At 70.0% G+C, this 17,622-nt stretch carries 19 protein-coding genes and 1 tRNA gene; 9 read left to right on the forward strand and 11 right to left on the reverse strand.

Going from position 1 to position 17,622, the window contains the following annotated elements; translation table 11 throughout:
• A complete protein-coding gene (locus tag RI211_RS12490; protein WP_315637884.1) occupies positions 1-1,008 on the reverse strand; it encodes a CPBP family intramembrane glutamic endopeptidase in 1,008 nt (335 codons plus the stop codon).
• 118 nt (positions 1,009-1,126) lie between these two features.
• Here RI211_RS12490 and RI211_RS12495 point away from each other — a divergent pair, with 118 nt between their 5' ends.
• The 3 genes from RI211_RS12495 (at position 1,127) to RI211_RS12505 (ending at position 3,980) form a co-directional block, all read left to right on the forward strand.
• Positions 1,127-1,819 carry a response regulator transcription factor gene (locus tag RI211_RS12495; RefSeq protein ID WP_025105529.1) on the forward strand — a complete coding sequence of 231 codons (693 nt, stop codon included), beginning with the start codon at positions 1,127-1,129 and terminating at the stop codon, positions 1,817-1,819.
• Positions 1,820-1,880: 61 nt separating this feature from the next.
• Entirely contained in the window at positions 1,881-3,569 is a 1,689-nt protein-coding gene (locus tag RI211_RS12500) for a sensor histidine kinase (protein ID WP_315637883.1), read from the forward strand.
• A gap of 123 nt (positions 3,570-3,692) precedes the next feature.
• Positions 3,693-3,980 carry a WXG100 family type VII secretion target gene (locus RI211_RS12505; RefSeq protein ID WP_187662068.1) on the forward strand — a complete coding sequence of 96 codons (288 nt, stop codon included), beginning with the start codon at positions 3,693-3,695 and terminating at the stop codon, positions 3,978-3,980.
• Positions 3,981-4,057: 77 nt separating this feature from the next.
• Here the strand turns inward: RI211_RS12505 and groL are convergent, their stop codons facing one another.
• The 4 genes from groL to RI211_RS12525 all read right to left on the reverse strand — a co-directional run bounded on the left by groL (position 4,058) and on the right by RI211_RS12525 (position 7,701).
• Positions 4,058-5,677, reverse strand: a complete 1,620-nt coding sequence (groL, locus tag RI211_RS12510; protein ID WP_025105526.1) for a chaperonin GroEL — start codon at positions 5,675-5,677, stop codon at positions 4,058-4,060.
• A gap of 124 nt (positions 5,678-5,801) precedes the next feature.
• Positions 5,802-6,368 (reverse strand): LytR C-terminal domain-containing protein, encoded by a 567-nt coding sequence (locus RI211_RS12515; RefSeq protein ID WP_311198669.1) that lies wholly within the window; start codon positions 6,366-6,368, stop codon positions 5,802-5,804.
• A 70-nt stretch (positions 6,369-6,438) separates the two neighbouring features.
• A complete protein-coding gene (locus RI211_RS12520) occupies positions 6,439-6,699 on the reverse strand; it encodes a DUF3263 domain-containing protein (protein ID WP_259951423.1) in 261 nt (86 codons plus the stop codon).
• A gap of 9 nt (positions 6,700-6,708) precedes the next feature.
• Positions 6,709-7,701 (reverse strand): DUF2332 family protein, encoded by a 993-nt coding sequence (locus RI211_RS12525; RefSeq protein WP_315637882.1) that lies wholly within the window; start codon positions 7,699-7,701, stop codon positions 6,709-6,711.
• Between the two features lie 71 nt (positions 7,702-7,772).
• Here RI211_RS12525 and msrB point away from each other — a divergent pair, with 71 nt between their 5' ends.
• Together msrB and RI211_RS12535 are read left to right on the forward strand one after the other, a co-directional pair.
• On the forward strand, positions 7,773-8,177 hold the full coding sequence (msrB, locus tag RI211_RS12530; RefSeq protein WP_101848572.1) for a peptide-methionine (R)-S-oxide reductase MsrB: 405 nt from the start codon (positions 7,773-7,775) through the stop codon (positions 8,175-8,177).
• Complete coding sequence (locus RI211_RS12535) at positions 8,174-8,845, forward strand: nitroreductase family protein (protein ID WP_396654944.1); 672 nt, start codon at positions 8,174-8,176, stop codon at positions 8,843-8,845. Before msrB ends, RI211_RS12535 begins: the two co-directional genes overlap by 4 nt.
• Here RI211_RS12535 and RI211_RS12540 read toward each other — a convergent pair.
• A complete protein-coding gene (locus RI211_RS12540) occupies positions 8,842-9,756 on the reverse strand; it encodes a DMT family transporter (protein WP_187664202.1) in 915 nt (304 codons plus the stop codon). The genes RI211_RS12535 and RI211_RS12540 overlap by 4 nt on opposite strands.
• A gap of 164 nt (positions 9,757-9,920) precedes the next feature.
• Here RI211_RS12540 and RI211_RS12545 point away from each other — a divergent pair, with 164 nt between their 5' ends.
• From RI211_RS12545 to RI211_RS12560, 4 genes are read left to right on the forward strand one after another with little or no spacing between them, the layout of a single operon-like run.
• Entirely contained in the window at positions 9,921-10,832 is a 912-nt protein-coding gene (locus RI211_RS12545) for an ABC transporter ATP-binding protein (protein ID WP_187662071.1), read from the forward strand.
• Positions 10,829-11,653, forward strand: a complete 825-nt coding sequence (locus RI211_RS12550) for an ABC transporter permease (protein ID WP_315637881.1) — start codon at positions 10,829-10,831, stop codon at positions 11,651-11,653. The genes RI211_RS12545 and RI211_RS12550 overlap by 4 nt, the downstream gene beginning before the upstream one ends.
• An 8-nt stretch (positions 11,654-11,661) precedes the next feature.
• Positions 11,662-12,930 (forward strand): sensor histidine kinase, encoded by a 1,269-nt coding sequence (locus tag RI211_RS12555; RefSeq protein WP_315637880.1) that lies wholly within the window; start codon positions 11,662-11,664, stop codon positions 12,928-12,930.
• Positions 12,927-13,601, forward strand: coding sequence for a response regulator transcription factor (locus tag RI211_RS12560; RefSeq protein ID WP_315637879.1), 675 nt, complete (start codon positions 12,927-12,929; stop codon positions 13,599-13,601). Before RI211_RS12555 ends, RI211_RS12560 begins: the two co-directional genes overlap by 4 nt.
• A gap of 7 nt (positions 13,602-13,608) precedes the next feature.
• Here the strand turns inward: RI211_RS12560 and RI211_RS12565 are convergent, their stop codons facing one another.
• The 5 genes from RI211_RS12565 to RI211_RS12585 all read right to left on the reverse strand — a co-directional run bounded on the left by RI211_RS12565 (position 13,609) and on the right by RI211_RS12585 (position 17,568).
• Entirely contained in the window at positions 13,609-14,562 is a 954-nt protein-coding gene (locus tag RI211_RS12565; RefSeq protein ID WP_315637878.1) for an aldo/keto reductase, read from the reverse strand.
• Between the two features lie 155 nt (positions 14,563-14,717).
• The gene (locus RI211_RS12570; protein ID WP_315637877.1) at positions 14,718-15,782 is read right to left on the reverse strand and encodes a M15 family metallopeptidase; all 1,065 of its coding nucleotides are present in this window, start codon (positions 15,780-15,782) and stop codon (positions 14,718-14,720) included.
• A complete protein-coding gene (locus RI211_RS12575) occupies positions 15,779-16,264 on the reverse strand; it encodes a hypothetical protein (RefSeq protein WP_315637876.1) in 486 nt (161 codons plus the stop codon). The genes RI211_RS12570 and RI211_RS12575 overlap by 4 nt, the downstream gene beginning before the upstream one ends.
• 238 nt (positions 16,265-16,502) lie before the next feature.
• Positions 16,503-16,575: transfer RNA gene (locus tag RI211_RS12580), tRNA-Thr, on the reverse strand.
• 42 nt (positions 16,576-16,617) lie between these two features.
• Positions 16,618-17,568 (reverse strand): DsbA family protein, encoded by a 951-nt coding sequence (locus RI211_RS12585; RefSeq protein ID WP_315637875.1) that lies wholly within the window; start codon positions 17,566-17,568, stop codon positions 16,618-16,620.
• Positions 17,569-17,622: the final 54 nt, after the last annotated feature.

Consider the following 17,622-nt stretch of genomic DNA (forward strand, 5'->3'; position numbering starts at 1 on the left):
TCAGCCGCGCAGCATCCGCGGGAGCTGATGCGTGCCCGCGGCGCCGTCGGTGATCGCTGCGGTCCGCTCGATGCCCCGGCGGCGGGCCCAGCGGTCGACGACGCCGGCGAAGACGAGCATCGCCAGCGCGGATCCGAGGAGATCGACCGGCGTGCCCGAGGTCGCATTCGCATCGACCACGGCGACGGAGCCGAGCAGGAAGATCAGCAGATTGTTGACGATGTGGAGCGAGATCGCCGCCTCCAGACCGCCCGTGCGCCACGTCAGCCAGGCGGCGACGACGGCGAAGAGGCCGACGCTCGCCGCACCCCAGACGTCGTAGCCGTGCCCCAGCACGAACAGCGGCACCGGCAGCAGGATCGCGAAGGCGGGGTGCCTCAGCCAGCTCCCGACGAGCTGCATGAGGTACCCCCGGAAGACGTACTCCTCCGCTGCGGCCTGGAACGGGATCAGCACGAGCAGGAGCACCACCATGAGCAGCAGCCCCGGGTGGGAGAAGTCGGGCGTCACCGCGTCGCCGGCGGCGGCCGACCAGCCGAGCACCACGGCGAAGTAGACCAGGAACACGGCGAGTGCCAGCACGAGGGTCCGGCCGAGCCACCCCATCCGCAGCCGCCCGGTGACCGAGGAGAGCAGGCCGACGCCCCGCCCCTGCACCACCCGCGAGGCGAGCAGCAGAGCCGGGATCATGAGGATAAGCGGGAGCACCAGCGCCACGAGGAGCCACGGACGATCGAGCTGGAAGTAGGCGGTGGTCCGGAACAGCATCTGCAGTTCCGCCGCCCAGCCCGGGACGAGGGCGGACACGATGACCAGCGGCACGATCACGAGCACGAGGATCGCGAGGTAGAACGCGATGCCGAGGAGTCCGGTGAGCAGCGGCTTCCACCACCGGGGGCGCGGGCGGAGGAGCGCCAGACGGTGGTACTCGAGCCCTCCGTCGGACCCCTCAGGAGACGCGGCGGACGGGGTGACGGGGGCGGCGGTGGCGTCCTCGATCGAACTCATGCCTCGATCCTCCCCCGACCGCCTGTGCAGCACATCCACCTGCCGACGGATCGACCGCATCCACGCCGTTCCGCAGGATAATCAGCCCGCGCATGGCCGAAGTCACCATAATGGGGTCATGACTGCTGCGCGCATCCTGGTCGTCGACGACGAGCCCAACATCCGCGACCTGCTCTCCACGGGTCTCAGCTTCGCCGGGTTCCAGGTGAAGACGGTGGCCAACGGCGCCGCCACGATCTCCGCTGTCCTCGAAGAGGAGCCGGACCTCATCATCCTCGACGTCATGCTCCCCGACATGAACGGGTTCAGCGTGACCAAGCGCCTCCGCGGCGCCGGCTTCACCGCACCCATCCTCTTCCTCACGGCCAAGGACGGTACGGAGGACAAGATCGAGGGACTGAACGCCGGTGGCGACGACTACGTCACCAAGCCGTTCAGCCTGGACGAGATCGTCGCCAGGGCCCAGGCCATCCTCCGCCGCACCATGCAGGCCGACGAGGAGTCGATCATCCGCGCGGGCGAGCTCTCGATGGACCAAGACACGCACGACGTGCACGTCGGCAAGGAGCCGATCGACCTGAGCCCGACCGAGTTCAAGCTCCTGCGCTACCTCATGCTGAACCCGAACCGGGTGCTGTCGAAGGCGCAGATCCTCGACCATGTCTGGGAGTACGACTTCAACGGCGATGCCGGCATCGTGGAGAGCTACATCTCGTACCTCCGCCGCAAGATCGACCCGCACACCGAGGAGTCGCTGATCCAGACGAAGCGCGGCTTCGGGTACATGCTCAAGGTGGGCAAGACGGTCTGAGACCGTCGAGCCCGCAGCCGCCGTCCCCGGACGGCACCGCCGTCGCAGCAGGGAGGACCGCATGGCGCACAAGCCGGATGCGGTCACCGCGTGGTGGCGGCGCATCAGCCTCCGCGCCAAGGTCACCGGCGTCACCGTGGCCGTCCTCGCGCTCGGCCTCCTCGTCGCGGGCATCGGGACCGTACCGCTGCTGCGGAACGCCCTGGTGGAGAACATCAACGCGCAGCTCCCTGCGCTGGTGACCAGCGACCTCGTCAACCGCTACTTCGACACGACGACGATCGACGGCGTCACCACATACACGCCGAGAGACGAGAAGCCGCGTGACTTCTCGTTCGCGGTCTACGACGCGGAGGGCGCCCTCCGCGCGACCGCGCCGAGCGCGTCGGGCCGAGCTCCAGTCTTCCCCGCCGAGTACTCGCTCTCCGACGCCCAGGCGAATGAGGAGCAGGTCCTCGCGCTCGAGGACGCGGACGGCGGCGTCTACCACGCTGCTGCCGCGGTCGTGCAGCAGGAGGGCGACCCGCTCAGCATCCAGATGGTGGCGCTCCCCCTCGCCGAAGCCGACCGCATCATCAGCCAGTACTTCGGCATCTACATCACCATCGCCCTCTTCACGATCTTCGTCGCGGCGCTGCTCACCCGCGGCCTCGTGACGCTGACCTTCCGCCGGCTCGGCCAGGTAGAGCAGACCGCCATGTCGATCGCGGCCGGCGACTTCCGACAGCGGCTCACCGACCTGGAGCCGACCACGGAGGTCGGCCGCCTGAACGCGGCCATCAACACGATGCTCGACCGCGTGGACCGCTCCCTCGCCCAACGCGACCGCACGGTGCAGCACATGCGCCGGTTCATCGGAGACGCCAGTCACGAGCTGCGGACCCCGCTCGTCAGCGTGCGCGGGTACGCCGAGCTGTACCGCATGGGCGCGATTAAGGGCGAGGAGGACACCGCTCGGGCGATGGAGCGCATCGAGAAGGAGGCGATCCGCATGGGCGTGCTCGTGGAGGATCTCCTCGCGCTCGCACGGCTGGACGAGGAGCGCGAGCCGGAGATCGTCCCTCTCGACCTCCGCCCCATCGCCCGCGACGCCGCCCTCGACGTGCGCGCCGCGGCGCCCGGACGCGTGATCTCCGTGATCGACAGGACGGTCGAGAACGTCCCGACCGCCCCCATCCGCACGCCCGTGGTGCCCATCGCCCAGGACCCCGCACCCAAGACCCGGCCCCGGGCCACCCTGTCGCGGCTGCGCCGCCGTCCGCGCACGCCGGAGCAGCCCCCCGCCATCGACTTCACCGAGGTCGCGGACATCCCGGTCCGGACACCGCCGATCGTGCTCGGCGAGGAGAACAAGGTCCGCCAGGTGGTCACGAATCTCCTGGGGAACGCGCGCCGCTTCTCCCCGGAGGACAGCCCGATCGAGATCGTGGTGGACTCGGACCGCGTCGCCGGGACCGCGAGCATCTCGATCGTCGATCACGGCGAGGGTGTCCCCCCGCAGATCCGGGAGCAGATCTTCGAGCGGTTCTGGCGCGCCGACACGTCCCGGGCACGGGAGACCGGTGGATCCGGTCTCGGGCTCGCCATCGTCGCCTCCATCCTCAAGGCTCTGAACGGCGACATCACGGTCTCCGAGAGCCCTGGAGGCGGAGCCACCTTCACCGTGACGCTGCCACTGGCGCCGGCGCGCTCGACCCCGGAGCATCTCCTCGAGGACACGCAGCCGCTCGACCGCCTCGACCTGCCGTAACCGCCTCTTCTGCACAGTCGGCTCGCACCGCGGCGTTCTCCCGTCCGCGGTGCCGCGCTCCCTCTCCGGGCGCCCCGGGACTGCCGCCTGCGTATCGTCGGGGTTTCCTCGAAGGGAGTTCCCATGACCGTCTTCACCGTCGACACCGACGCCGTCCACGCGGCCGAAGCCGCGACGCGCGCCACCATCGAGCGTCTGCGCGCCGAATCCGCCACCCTCATGTCGCAGCTCAGGCACCTGCAGACCGCCTGGGTCGGCACCGCCGCCACGGCGTTCCAGGGATGCGCGGAGGAGTGGCAGGGCGCCCAGCAGCACGTCGAGCTCGTCCTGGACGGTATCGGCACCTCGCTCGGCGCCGTGGCCACCCAGTACGCCGACGCAGATCAGTACTCGGCGAGCCTGTTCCGCTGAGGGACACGCAGAAAGCCCCCGGCCGGAGCCGGGGGCTTTCTGTCGGTGAGACCGGGGTCTCCGATCCTGTCAGAGGATCAGAAGTCCATGCCGCCCGTGGGGTCACCCGCGGGAGCAGCAGCCTTCTCCGGCTTGTCGGCGACGACGGCCTCCGTCGTCAGGAACAGACCGGCGATCGACGCGGCGTTCTGCAGCGCGGAACGCGTGACCTTCGCCGGGTCGATGATGCCCTGTGCGAACATGTCGCCGTACTCGCCGCTGGCGGCGTTCAGGCCCTGGCCCGCGGGGAGCTCGGAGACCTTGTTGGCGACGACGCCCGGCTCGAGACCGGCGTTCAGCGCAATCTGCTTCAGCGGTGCCTCGATCGCGACGCGGACGATGTTCGCACCGGTCGCCTCGTCGCCCTCGAGCGAGAGAGCGTCGAGCGCCTTCGTGCCGGACTGGATGAGCGCGACGCCACCACCGGGGACGATGCCCTCCTCGACGGCCGCCTTCGCGTTGCGGACGGCGTCCTCGATGCGGTGCTTGCGCTCCTTGAGCTCGACCTCGGTCGCAGCGCCGGCCTTGATGACGGCCACACCACCGGCGAGCTTCGCCAGGCGCTCCTGCAGCTTCTCGCGGTCGTAGTCGCTGTCGGTGTTCTCGATCTCGCGACGGATCTGCGTGACGCGGCCCTCGATCTGGTCGGCCTCGCCGGCACCCTCGACGATCGTGGTCTCATCCTTGGTGACGATGACCTTGCGCGCACGGCCGAGCAGGTCGAGCGTGGCGTTCTCGAGCTTGAGGCCCACCTCTTCGGTGATGACCTGGCCGCCCGTGAGGATCGCGATGTCCTGCAGCTGCGCCTTACGGCGGTCGCCGAAGCCGGGAGCCTTGACGGCAACCGACTTGAAGATGCCCTTGAGCTTGTTCAGCACGAGGGTCGCGAGGGCCTCACCCTCGACGTCCTCGGCGATGATGACGAGCTCCTTGCCGTCCTGGATCACCTTGTCGACGATGGGCAGGAGGTCCTTGATGTTGGAGACCTTCTGGTTCGCGATGAGGATGTACGGGTCCTCGAAGACGGCTTCCTGGCGCTCCGGGTCCGTGACGAAGTATGGGTTCAGGTAGCCCTTGTCGAAGCGCATGCCCTCGGTGAGCTCGAGCTCGGTGCCGAAGGTCTGCGACTCCTCGACGGTGACCACACCCTCCTTGCCGACCTTGTCGATGGCCTCGGCGATGAGCTCGCCGATCGCCGGGTCGGCGGCCGAGATGGAGGCGGTCGCGGCGATCTGCTCCTTGGAGTCGATCTCCTTCGCCGTGCTCAGCAGCTCCTCGGTGATCGCGGCGACGGCCTTCTCGATGCCGCGCTTGAGCGAGATGGGGTCGGCGCCGGCCGCGACGTTGCGCAGCCCCTCGCGGACCAGGGCCTGGGCGAGCACCGTGGCGGTCGTCGTGCCGTCACCGGCGACGTCGTCGGTCTTCTTGGCGACCTCCTTGACGAGCTCCGCGCCGATCTTCTCGTACGGGTCGTCCAGCTCGATCTCCTTGGCGATGGAGACACCGTCGTTCGTGATCGTGGGGGCGCCCCACTTCTTCTCGAGCACGACGTTGCGACCACGCGGGCCGAGGGTCACCTTGACCGCGTCGGCGAGGATGTTGAGGCCACGCTCGAGGCCGCGGCGGGCCTCCTCATCGAAGGCGATGATCTTTGCCATGAGTTTTGTCGTCCCTCCTGGACGTAGACGGTGGGTTTAGCACTCAGAGTGAGAGAGTGCTAACGCCATTCTGGCACTCGACACCATCGAGTGCAAGCCGCACAATCCGGGAGGGAGACGGGCGTCAGGGCGCGGGAGTCTCGGGCACCGACGCGGCCCGGTCGACGCCGATCACGATGGTGAGCTGCTTCTGCCCGTCCTCCGTCTGGCCGGCGTAGTAGTCGCTCTGCTGCACCTCGGCACCGCCGATGACGCCGGCGAGGCCCTTCGCCGCCTCCTCGTCCTCGGCGCTGACGTAGTAGACGGTCGTCGTCTCGAAGTCGTCGCTGGCGCTGTCGCTGGCGAGCACGGTCGCCGCCGCCCACCCGGCGTTGATGAGGGTGTCGCGCATCTGATCGTCCAGCCCGCTGTCCGGGGTCGCGTTGAGGATGAGCACCGAATAGCTCGGGTCGATCACCCCGGTCTGCTCAGGCGTGGGGGCCGCGGACGGCGCCGCCTCCGGGAAGAGGTCGATCCGTCCCATGACGGCCAGGGCGCCGAAGATGCCGGCGATGATGAGCACGAGAGCGGCGACGAAGGACCACAGCAGCACGACCCAGCCGTTCATGCCCGGGGCTTCGGCGCGGTGTGCTCCCACGCGTCCGGTGGAACGGGGGACCTCGTCGAAACGGTCACGGGGGGGCTTGGACACCCCTCGATGCTAGCGGCACGTCCCTGGCAAACCGTTCCGCGACGAGCCTGATCGCGTGCCGCGGGTCGGGTCAGCCCGTGAAGCCGGGGACCCGCGCCGATCGCCGGGCGCTCCTGGCATCCCGCAGCCGACGCAGGCGGCCGACGAGGATCGGATCGAAGGCGAGGGCCGCCTCCGAGTCGATGAGCCGACCGAGGAGCTGGTAGTAGCGCGCCGCGCTCATCCCCAGCCGCGTACGGATGACCTCCTCCTTCATGCCGCCGTGGCGCGGCCAGGCGGCCTCCAGGGCGAGGATCGCGCGATCGCGCTCCGTGAGGTGGTCTGCGGGCATGCCCTCAGGTTAGGTCGTGGTCGGCGTTTCGCCCGCGCGCCACTCCCACCGGGCGCCGAGCGGATCGGCTGCGGCGCGCACCCGACCGTCGAGCGCGACGACGAACCCGGGCCACGTCTCCGCGGCGACCGGCGGATCCCAGACGTCGAGCAGGGCGGGCGGGTCGATCGTGACCCAGCGCGCGGGGAGCGCCGCGATCCTCGCGACCAGCGCCTCGCGCTCCGCCCGCGGGATGTGCACGAGAACGCCCGGCGTCGTGATCACCAGCGTGGCGTCCGCCGGGGCGGCCCGCGCCAGGTCCTCCAGGTGGACAGCCGCGTCTCCGGCGACGAGAAGAGGCGGGTCGGCGGCCGCGATGTCGAGAGCGGCCGTGATGCGCTGCTCCCTCCCCTCCTCCCCCGGCCACACGAGAGCGCGCAGCCAGCGCCGATCCTCGTCGTCGGCGGCGTCGAGCGGAGCGAGGTCGATCCCCGCACGCCACACGACCTCGGGCATCCGCAGCGACGGCAGGTCGCCGGAGACGACGCTCTCGAGCACCACCGACGAGGGGCCGTCGAGGGGATCGAGCGCCTGACGGACGAGTCCGTCTCCGTCGATGACGCGATACGAATAGCGATCGGGGTACAGGCAGAGGCCGGCGGAGGCACCGACCTCCAGCAGAGCGAGGGGTCCGTCGATCTCGGAGAGCACCGGGAGCAGCGCGGCGGTACGCAGCGGCTCGTTGGTCTGGAGCGCGCGCCGCGTGCATTCCTCGACGAGCCGGTCGGCGTGCGCGAGGACGAAGCGACGCCACTCCGAGTACGGCCCATGACCGGCGCCGAGCAGGCGGGACACGGCGAAGACGAGGGGAGGCTGACGTCGGGTCGCGGGGATCCGCTGGAGGAGGTGTGTGATCTCCTGGTCTTCGGCGACCCCCGCCGCCCACTCCGCATACAGCGCGCTGCGCGCCGGCGCCTCCATCGCGGCGAATCGGGCATAGCGCTCGTGCACGGCGTCGGTCATTCGTCCATTCTGACGCGGAGCGCCACGAAGGCTCCGCACAAGGGAGAATGGAAGGGACTCAGGAGGACACGATGCCCTACAGCGTGAACAAGACCGAAGACGAGTGGCGCGAAGAGCTCGGCGAGGAGCAGTACGCCGTGCTGCGCCAGGCGGCGACCGAGCGCGCCTGGACCGGTGAGCTGCTCGACGAGGAGCGCGCCGGCCTCTACACCTGCGGCGCCTGCGGTGCGGAGCTCTTCAAGAGCGGCACCAAGTTCGACTCTGGCTGCGGCTGGCCGAGCTTCTACGAGTCGGTCCGCCCGGATGCGGTGGAGCTGCTCGAGGACGACAGCCTCGGCATGGTCCGTACCGAGGTCCGCTGCGCGTCGTGCGGCTCGCACCTCGGCCACGTCTTCCCCGACGGCTTCGGCACGCCCACCGGTGACCGCTACTGCATGAACTCGATCGCACTGAACTTCACGCCCGACGAGTCGTGAGCGCCCTCGACGCCGTCCGCGCACGGCAGTCCTGGTCGAAGGTCGGCGACACCGCTCCCGGACGTGAGGAGCTGGTGACGCTCGTCGGCGCTGCGGGCCGCGTCGCCGACCACTCGTCGCTGCGCCCCTGGCGTCTGATCGAACTCCGCGGCGCGGACCGTGAGGCGCTCGGCGCCGCGATCGCCGAGGCGCAGGGGGACGCGGAGCCGTCCACGAAGCCGCTGCGTGCTCCGCTCCTCATCGCGGTGGTCGCGAGCTACCGCCCGAGCGAGAAGGTACCGCGCTGGGAGCAGGAGGCGGTGGCTTCCGGCGTCGCCCATGTGCTGAGCCTGCTGCTCGATGAGGCGGGGTGGGGCGTCATCTGGCGCACCGGGCACTACACGCGCTCGGAGCCGGTCGCGCGGATGCATGGACTGGGTCCGGACGAGGAACTCCTCGGCTGGCTCTACGTCGGCGCGAAGCCGGAGGGCAAGAGCCCGGGCCGACGCAAGACCGTCGACGCCCGCGCCCTCCTGACCCGCCCGCCGAAGCTCTCCACCGAAGCCCGGGCGGCTGCGGAGGAAGCCGCGCGGGAGGCCGCGGACAAGAAGGCCGCCACGGCGGAGAAGAAGGCCCGCAAGAAGGCGAAGAAGAAGGCGAAGAAGGCCGCCAAGAAGAGCGGTTCCTAGAGCCGGCGGCGACGCCAGGGCACCGCGACGAGGACTGAGCCGACCGCCACGATCACCATCGCGATCACCTGCCACAGTGCCGGTCCCGCCTGCGCCGGCCAGAGCAGGTCGATCACGACGGACGTGACGAGCTGCCCGAGCACCGAGCCCAGGCCCATCAGCAGCACGCCCGTGTGCGCGACGATGAACGCGCCGAGCAGGATGTAGCCGGCCCCCAGGAAACCGCCGAGATAGAGCCAGGGCTCGGTCGGCAGCGCGGCCGGCCACCCCCGCACCGCGACGCTGGTGCCGGCGGCGACCGCCAGCACCAGGGTGCCAGCGATGAAGCTCATCAGGGTGGCGGCGATCGGCGACTGCACGCGCTGGGCCAGCCGCCCGTTGGTCGCCGCCTGCCAGGCGATGCCCACGCCGGCGGCGAACGGAAGCAGCAGCATCCACAGCGGGGCGGTCGCGAGCACATCGCCGGAGAGGGAGATGCCGACCGCGGCGAGGGCCAGCACGCCGCCCATCACGCGACCGGGGGTCACGGCCACGACGCCGGCCGGGCCGAAGCCGATGCGGTCGAGGACGAGGCCGTGCAGGGTCTGTCCCGCGACGACGCCGACGGTGAAGAGCGAGACGCCGAGGATCCCCGCCGTCAACCCCTGAGTGGACACGGTGAGCGCACCGCAGGCACCGCCGAGGAGCATCCAGAACGGGATGCTGCGCTCCCGGATCCCCCGTCCGAGGCGCATTGCGCCGCGCCGGGCGAAGGGCAGGAACGAGATGACCACGGCGAGCGCCACGAGCCCGACCGCGAAGGACAGGAAACCGGCGACGATGCCGTTGTCGACACGCACGCCCAGCACGCCGTTGATGCGCGCCTGGACCGCGGTCATGACCCCGATCGCGACGGCTCCCCCGAGGGCCAGAGGAGCGGGGAGTCGGCGGGCGGGGGTCACCTGTCGACACTATCGGAGCGACGCAGCCCACCCGTCCTCCCCCACACGGTCCTCCCGGAGGACGATCCCACCGCTTCCGGGAATCGTCCTCCGGGAGGACGCGCCGCGACCCGCCGATCCGTAGCGTGGAACCCATGATCACCGCAGAAGGCCTCACCAAGAGATTCGGGGACAAGACCGCCGTGGACGGCGTGTCCTTCACCGTGCAGCCCGGCAGCGTCACCGGCTTCCTCGGACCGAACGGCGCAGGGAAGTCGACGACCATGCGCATGATCGTCGGGCTCGACCGTCCGACGGCCGGGACGGCGACCGTCGCCGGGCGGGAGTACCGCAAGCTCCGCGCACCGCTCACCGAGGTGGGCGTGCTGCTGGACGCGAAGGCGGTGCACACCGGACGGACGGCGCGCGATCACCTCCGCGCGATGGCCGCCACGCACGGCATCCCCACCTCCCGCGTCGACGAGGTCATCGAGCTCGCCGGCATCGGCTCGGTCGCCCGGAAGCGCGCCGGGAAGTTCTCCCTCGGCATGGGGCAGCGCCTGGGGATCGCCTCCGCACTGCTGGGCGATCCGCACACCCTCATCCTCGACGAGCCCGTCAACGGCCTCGACCCGGAGGGCGTCCGCTGGGTGCGGCAGTTCGTGCGACACGCCGCCTCCGAGGGCCGGACGGTGCTGCTGTCCAGTCACCTCATGAGCGAGATGGCGCAGACCGCCGACCATGTCATCGTGATGGGACGGGGCAAGGTCCTCGCCGATGCCCCGCTCGCCGAGCTGGTCCGTTCGTGGACGACCAACCGAGTGCGCGTGCGGACGCCGCGCCCGACCGACCTCGTGGCCGCCGTGGGCGGTCCCGACGTGGAGATCGTCAGCGCGGCTCCCGATCTGCTCGACATCGCGGGGCTCCCGGCGGCGCGCATCGGCGACCTCGCCGCGGAGCGGGGGATCCCGCTGCACGAACTCACCCCGACCACCGGATCCCTCGAAGAGGCCTACCTCGCCCTCACCGGCGACGCCGTCGAGTACCGCACGAAGGAGCTCTCATGACCGCCGCCCCCGCCGTGACGACCCCGGCCGTCGCACCCCCCGTCGCCGACTCCGGCCGGCGCCTCACGTTCGCGCGCGCCGTGCGCGGCGAGGCCATCAAGCTCACCACCCTCCGGTCGACGTGGTGGTCCATCGCGATCGCCGCCGTGCTCACGATCGGCATCGCCGTCCTCATCGCCCAGGCGATCGACGCCCCCGGGTTCGACCCGATCCAGGCCGTCGTCATGCCTATCCAGTTCACGATGCTGCTCGCCGGTATCATCGGCGCGATCTCGGTGACCGGGGAGTACTCCACGGGCATGATCCGCTCGACGCTGACAGCCGACCCGATCCGCGGGTCCGTGCTGCTGGCGAAGTCGCTCGTGCTCGCGGGCTTCCTGTTCGTGTCGTCGCTGGTCATCTTCGGTGCCGCGGCGGCGGCCGTCTCCGCCGTGGTCGCGGGACGCGAGCGGGGCATCGACTGGTCGGACCCCTCGAGCTCCGTCCTGCCGATCGTGGTCGCCTCGCTCGCCATGGCCGTCTTCGCGCTGATCGGTGTGGCCTTCGGCTTCATCCTGCGCTCGGGCGCCGGGGCGATCGCGGCGACGGTCGGTCTGCTGTTCGTGCTCCCGATCGTCGCGAGCTTCTTCTCGATGGCCGGCGAGGCCTGGGCCTGGGTGATCGACGCCTCGGCCTACCTGCCGGTCGCCGCCGCGCAGAACGCGATCCTGCCCGGTGACACGGCGACGCTCGACGCTCCGGTCGCCTACCTCACGCTGGGCTGCTGGGTGGTCGGCGGCCTGCTGGCCGCCTGGGCCGTCCTCCGCACGCGCGACGCGTAGGAGACCGGGTGCCGGCGACGCGACGCAGAACGGACACCGTCCGGGAGGACGAGGGGCTGCGGCTCCCTCGTCCTCCCGGGGTGTTCCGTCGTTTCTGGGCGCGCCATCCCGTCCTCGCCGACGTCCTGCTCACCCTGCTCTGCATCATCCTCACGATCACCCCCGCCGCGCGCATCGATGACGCCGACCGCGGGCCCGTCGGGCTCGTGCTCGCCGCCCTGCTGCCGCTGTGCGTGATCGCGGCGTGCGCCACCCTGCTCTGGCGTCGACGGAAGCCCTGGCTTCCCGCGGTCGCGGCGATCCTGCTCGAAGCCTTCCTCCTGTTCACCGCCCTGCCCGGGAGCAGCCCGCTCCTGCTGATCGCCGGTTACTCCCTCGCCGTCTACCGCTCCGCCCGCGCGGCGTGGACGGCCTTCGGCATCGGGGTCGCGACGACCGCCTCCGGGGCCGGGCTCCTCCTCTGGGCCGGCGTCTTCACCCTTCAAGAGGCGGTCAACGCGCTCCTCGGCACGGTCGTACTCGGGCTCATCGGCACCCTGATCGGCGCGAACGTGGGCAACCGCAAACGCTATCTGGACGCCGTCATCGATCGCTCGCGGCAGCTTCTCGTGGAGCGGGATCAGCAGGCGCAGCTCGCCGCAGCCGCCGAGCGCGCGCGGATCGCGCGGGAGATGCACGACATCGTGTCGCACTCCCTGACCGTGGTCGTGGCGCTGTCCGAGGGAGCGGCCGCCACCCCGGACCGAGAGCAGGCCCGCGCAGCCGCCACCTCCGCGGCGGACACCGCCCGCAGCGCGCTCACCCAGATGCGGGCGATGCTCGGCGTGCTGCGAGACGACGACGCGCCGCTGCTCCTCGCGCCGGTGTCTCCCGCGTCACCGCAGGAGACCGTCGCGGCGGCGCAGCGGACCGGGTATCCGGTCACCCTCGCCACAGCCGGTCAGGCGGAGGTGTCGTCCGACGTGGCCCATGCCCTCGGCCGGATCGTGCAGGAGGGGCTGACGAACGCGATGCGGCACGCGCCGACGGCGACCACGGCGTCCGTGCGCCTCGAGTACACGCCCGCTACCGTGAGGGTGGAGATCGTCAACGACGGCGTGGCCGGGGCTCCCACTGAGGGCGGCTTCGGACTACGAGGGCTCACGGAGCGCGCCGCGCACGTCCGCGGCACCCTGGAGTCCCGGCCGGATGGCGAGGGGCGATGGACCCTGCGGGCTGTCCTGCCGACGTCGGCCGAGGCCCCGGCCGTGTCGCCGGGCGGAGAGGAGAACACATGACAGCGCCGATCCGCGTGCTCCTGGTCGACGATCAGGAGCTGATCCGTCTGGGTTTCCGCATGGTCCTGGAGGCGGAGCCCGACATCGTCGTCATCGGAGAAGCCGCCGACGGGAACGCCGCGATCGCCCAGAGCGCTGCCCTCGCCCCTGACCTCGTGCTCATGGACATCCGCATGCCGGAGCTCGACGGGATCGCCGCGACGAGAGCCATCGTCGGCGCGCATCCCGAGACGAGGGTGCTCGTCCTCACGACGTTCGATCTCGATGAGTACGCCTTCGGTGCGATCCGCGCCGGCGCCAGCGGCTTCCTCCTGAAGGACGCCCAGCGCCACGAGATGCTCTCCGCGGTCCGTGCCGTGCACCGCGGTGACGCCGCCCTGGCGCCGCGGGTGACCCGCATGCTGTTGGAGCATGTCGGTCCGCAGCTGGGAAGCGCCGCGCCGACGGCCGAGGCAGTCGACGACGCCGGATACCGTTCCCTGACCGACCGCGAGCAGGAGGTCTTCTTCGCGATGGGAAGGGGTCTCTCCAACGCCGAGATCGCGGCGACCCTCTACGTCGGCGAGTCCACGGTCAAGACGCACGTCGGCCGCATCCTGGCCAAGCTCGGGGCACGGGACCGGATCCACGCCGTGATCCTCGCGCACCGGCTCGGGCTCGTCGGGCGGTGAGGCCGGGTCAGCTCTGAGGCGGCGTCCAGGCCGACACGCGGTTCAGGCGCTCGACCTCCTCGGACGACAGCTCCAGCCGCGCTCCGGCGAGCAGATCCGGAACCTGATCCACCGTCCGAGCACTGGCGATGGGCGCCACCACGGTCGGCTGCGCCCGCAGCCAGGCCAGAGCCGTCGCGGCGACGGATGCGTCGTGCGCGGCGCCGATCTCATCCAGCGCGTCGATGATCCGAAGTCCAGCCGCGGTGGCGTACTTCGCGGCTCCGGCGGCGCGCGGCGACCCTTCTCCCCCGGCATCCGTCGAGCGGTACTTGCCGGTCAGGAAGCCGCTCGCCAGCGCGTAATACGGCACGAGGCCCAGCCCGAACTCCTCGGCGACGGGGATGATGGTGTCCTCGACGTCGTTGCGGTGCACGAGGTTGTAATGCGGCTGGATGGCGACGGGGCGCGCGACGCCGAGCCGGTCGGCGATGTCGATCCACTGCCGGATGCGGTCGGCCGTGTAGTTCGACACCGCCACGTGCCGCACGAGTCCGTCCGTGACGAGGGCGCCGAACGCCTCGACCGTCTCCTCCAGCGGCACCGACTCATCGTCGAAGTGCGCGTAGTAGAGGTCGATCTCGTCCACGCCGAGGCGAGCGAGGGACGCCTCCGCCGCGCGGCGGACGTTCCCGGCCGAGAGGCCGCGGAAGTCGGGATGCTGGCTGACCTTGGTCGCGACGACGACGCCCTGGGGCCGCCGCGACGCGAGCCACGCCCCGATGATCGTCTCGCTCTCGCCGCCCTCGTTGCCCGGCACCCAGGCACTGTAGGAGTCCGCCGTGTCGATGAAGTCGCCGCCCCCGTCGAGGAAGGTGTCGAGGACGGCGAACGACGCGTCACGGTCGGCGGTCCAGCCGAACACGTTGCCGCCGAGGGCGAGGGGGAAGACGTCGAGGTCACTGGAGCCGATGCGGGTCATGTCCGAGACAACCGCAGCGAGCGGCGCGAACATTCCCACGGGGGATCGGAAAAGATGCGCAGGTGGCCGGGGCGGGGTGCCGACCACCTGCACCCCAGTAACATAACACCCTCCGACGTGCTACGCGATATGCGGGCGCGCAGTGCGCCTCGGGGTCAGACGTTGCCGAAGTTGAGACTCACCTTCGCCACCTTCGTCTGACTCACTCCGCCTTGTGGACTGCGCGCGGCCACAAAGAGGTGGTTTCCCGACGGAACCGGAATCATGGTGCTGAATTCAATCTGAGCGATTCCCCCGACGACACCGGGGAAGGTGCCTGCGAACCCCCCGCTATAGACACCGGTGGACGCGTTGAGCAGGTAATACTGAAGAAGCAGGGTCTTCTCGGGCGTGAGGCCCGTGAAGTACGCATGTGTCGTCACCTGGTAGAGGCCGGCGCCGCCCGCTCCGGCGGCCATATCGAACACTCCGGATGAGAAGTAGAGTCGCGTGTTCGCACTCGTGCCGATAGGGGCGGTGTATTCGCCCTGGCGGCGATGGTAGATGGGCACGATGTCCTCCGGTTGTGTAGATGGCGGTGTGTTCGATCCCGTGTATTCCCAGTGCCACGCCTCCGGGTGGGCTCCGGCCGGCTCAGCCCATGCCGGGTGAGTCCACCCATAGGCTGCCGCGTGGCCCTTCATCCAGACGTAGATCGGATTCGTCCAGGCGGTCCGGGGCACGCCGATGTCGATTGCGAGGGCCCAACCGTGGTTGGACGTTCCGGGAACAGCCGCGAACCCGCAGTTCCCCTGGCTGCACCAGTAGTTCCGCGCCTCGACCTGGCCGGCATAGTCCCTGTACGCATCGTTGAGCGGCAGGTCTCGACCAAATGCGGCGCGAAACGCCTTGTTGAGTTCACCCAACGCCTGAACCGCATCCGAGCGGAGTCGACGCGCCGTGTTCCATGGCACTGTCGAGAGCGATGAAAGCGGGATCCTCCCGTTCGCGTGCCCTCCCCACGCTCCGCTCCGCAGCAGAAGCGGGGCGGCGGTTGCGGGCGTTGCCAGCACCGCGTTCGCGCCCAGCGACCCAGTGGCAATCGCTAGACCTGCGGTTGTCAACAAGCCGCGTCGCGAGATTCCGTGAAGAGTGAGCTTCGGTACCGTCATCGACGGAGAAGATTCGGCGTCAACCATCTGTGGCTCGCATTCGTCGTAGGTCGGTCTGATCGTGTTCACATGTCGCCGTAGTCGAAGGCAGGCGCCTGCAGCTGGGCGACGGCGGCATCCGCCAGACGAAGTCGCACGAAATCGAGCCCGACCGCGCCCGGGCGCGTCAGCGATTGTGCAGAGGGGACCTCGCGGATCGAGATCCCCAAGGAGTCATCTCCTTCGCCGACGTCCACGGCCCCGGCGGCCACTGCCGCTGCACGAACGGCACCGACGGACACACCCTCCAACGTGCCGATCTCGACACCGCCCACGGAGGCTTGTGAAACCGATACTGTCGCGCCGGCGCCCATCGGCTTGAGCACGCGAATGCCGTCCCAGTCGAAGTAGGTCACTTCGTAGCCGTTGGGATCCTCCGTCACCGCGGGTGCGCCACCGAGGATCCCGCCGAGGGCAACGACGAGGGCATCGGCGTCCTCATAGATGAAGGTCTCCTCCTGGCCGCCCGAGACAAAGGTGATCGCTCGATTGCCTAACGTGAGAGAAGTCATGCTCGAAGCGTATGGATGGCGAGCCCATCCTGTCTGTCCCCACTTCGGCCTACAGACAAGTGCCGCCGGTGCCGATACGGTCAAAGGGATGGTTATGAATCTGCTAGACCATCGAGCATCTCGATCGACTAGCGACCCTCTCACGCGCACACTTCTCCACCGGGCCTGACGAGACCTTCTGCTGAGGCACGCGTCGAAGGCATACTCGTTACAGCCCTTCGAGCACTGGAAACTAGAGAGCCGACTACGGGACTCGAACCCGTAACCCCCGTATTACAAGTACGGTGCGCTACCAATTGCGCCAAGTCGGCGGATGCCATCACAGCTTAGCGATGGCGGGGACGCGCGGCGGTCTACTCCGCCGGCGCCGAGGTGGCGGTCGGGGTCGGCGTCGGGGACGTCGACTCGTAGTACGCCTCGCTGGCGACGGACATGACGAACGTCGACAGCTCCTGCGGGTCGTCCAGCGCGCCAACATAGGCCTCGCCGTTGACGACGATCATCGGAGCGGCGGTGAGCACGAGGTCGTCGGAGCCGGGGAGCGGCCCCTTGAGCGCACGCGTCGTCGCCTCCTTCGCCCAGTTGACGTAGTCGCCGTCCTCGATGCACGAGCGCACGGTCTTCCCATCGTCCACGCCGACGGCGCCCGCGAGGTTGGCGAGCTCCTCGTCGGACATCCCGTCGCTGCCCACGTCGGGCTGGTCGTCGAGGAGGTCGTGGTTGAACGCGTAGAACTGGTCCGGCGAGTGCGTGGCGACGCAGGCGGCGGCAGCAGCGGAGCGCAGCGAGTACTTGGTGCCGTTGGAGCTGGCGGTGAGCAGGGCGACCGGGTGGTAGCTCACGGTCGCGGCGCCGTCCTCGATCCACTGCGCGAGCAGGCGGGCGTTGGCGCGCTCGAACTTGCCGGCGTCGGGTGAGAGGTAGTCGACGTACACGTGCACGTCCACCGCACCGGCCGCGGTGGGCTCCGGTGCCGGGGTCTCGGTCGCACCGGCCTCCGTGGGCTCGGGCTCCGGCGTGGCGGATGCGCTGCCGGCGATGGCGGCGGAGGCGATGTCCGTCACCACGACGCCGTCGGCCTCCATGCCGCTCGGGCTGAGCTGCGGCTTGGACGTCTGCGAGGTCACGGCGAGCGTCACCGCGGTCCCGATCGCGCCGACCGCGATGATCGCGACCGCGCCGATGATGATCCGTCGCATCAGACGCGCCCGCGACTGCTGGGCGTGAACCTTCTGTGCCTTCTCCCGCACGGCCTCGCGCGAATTGCGAGGGGCGGGGACGTTCGGCGTTTCGTCGCTCGACATCGTTCCTCTTGAGTCTCAGGGGGTCCGGGTTGGCCCCGACCACCGTCGGGCGGT

This window comes from Microbacterium meiriae (genome assembly GCF_032364335.1).
GTDB classification, from domain to species: Bacteria; Actinomycetota; Actinomycetes; order Actinomycetales; family Microbacteriaceae; genus Microbacterium; species Microbacterium meiriae.

Bases quoted from the DNA above. Each gene is read 5' to 3' on its own strand.
- RI211_RS12505 (WP_187662068.1), top strand. From the start codon at position 3,693: ATGACCGTCTTCACCGTCGACACCGACGCCGTCCACGCGGCCGAAGCC.
- groL (WP_025105526.1), bottom strand. From the start codon at position 5,677: ATGGCAAAGATCATCGCCTTCGATGAGGAGGCCCGCCGCGGCCTCGAG.
- RI211_RS12545 (WP_187662071.1), top strand. From the start codon at position 9,921: ATGATCACCGCAGAAGGCCTCACCAAGAGATTCGGGGACAAGACCGCC.
- RI211_RS12525 (WP_315637882.1), bottom strand. From the start codon at position 7,701: ATGACCGACGCCGTGCACGAGCGCTATGCCCGATTCGCCGCGATGGAG.
- RI211_RS12575 (WP_315637876.1), bottom strand. From the start codon at position 16,264: ATGACTTCTCTCACGTTAGGCAATCGAGCGATCACCTTTGTCTCGGGC.
- RI211_RS12565 (WP_315637878.1), bottom strand. From the start codon at position 14,562: ATGACCCGCATCGGCTCCAGTGACCTCGACGTCTTCCCCCTCGCCCTC.
- msrB (WP_101848572.1), top strand. From the start codon at position 7,773: ATGCCCTACAGCGTGAACAAGACCGAAGACGAGTGGCGCGAAGAGCTC.
- RI211_RS12495 (WP_025105529.1), top strand. From the start codon at position 1,127: ATGACTGCTGCGCGCATCCTGGTCGTCGACGACGAGCCCAACATCCGC.
- RI211_RS12500 (WP_315637883.1), top strand. From the start codon at position 1,881: ATGGCGCACAAGCCGGATGCGGTCACCGCGTGGTGGCGGCGCATCAGC.
- RI211_RS12560 (WP_315637879.1), top strand. From the start codon at position 12,927: ATGACAGCGCCGATCCGCGTGCTCCTGGTCGACGATCAGGAGCTGATC.
- RI211_RS12585 (WP_315637875.1), bottom strand. From the start codon at position 17,568: ATGTCGAGCGACGAAACGCCGAACGTCCCCGCCCCTCGCAATTCGCGC.
- RI211_RS12550 (WP_315637881.1), top strand. From the start codon at position 10,829: ATGACCGCCGCCCCCGCCGTGACGACCCCGGCCGTCGCACCCCCCGTC.
- RI211_RS12490 (WP_315637884.1), bottom strand. From the start codon at position 1,008: ATGAGTTCGATCGAGGACGCCACCGCCGCCCCCGTCACCCCGTCCGCC.
- RI211_RS12520 (WP_259951423.1), bottom strand. From the start codon at position 6,699: ATGCCCGCAGACCACCTCACGGAGCGCGATCGCGCGATCCTCGCCCTG.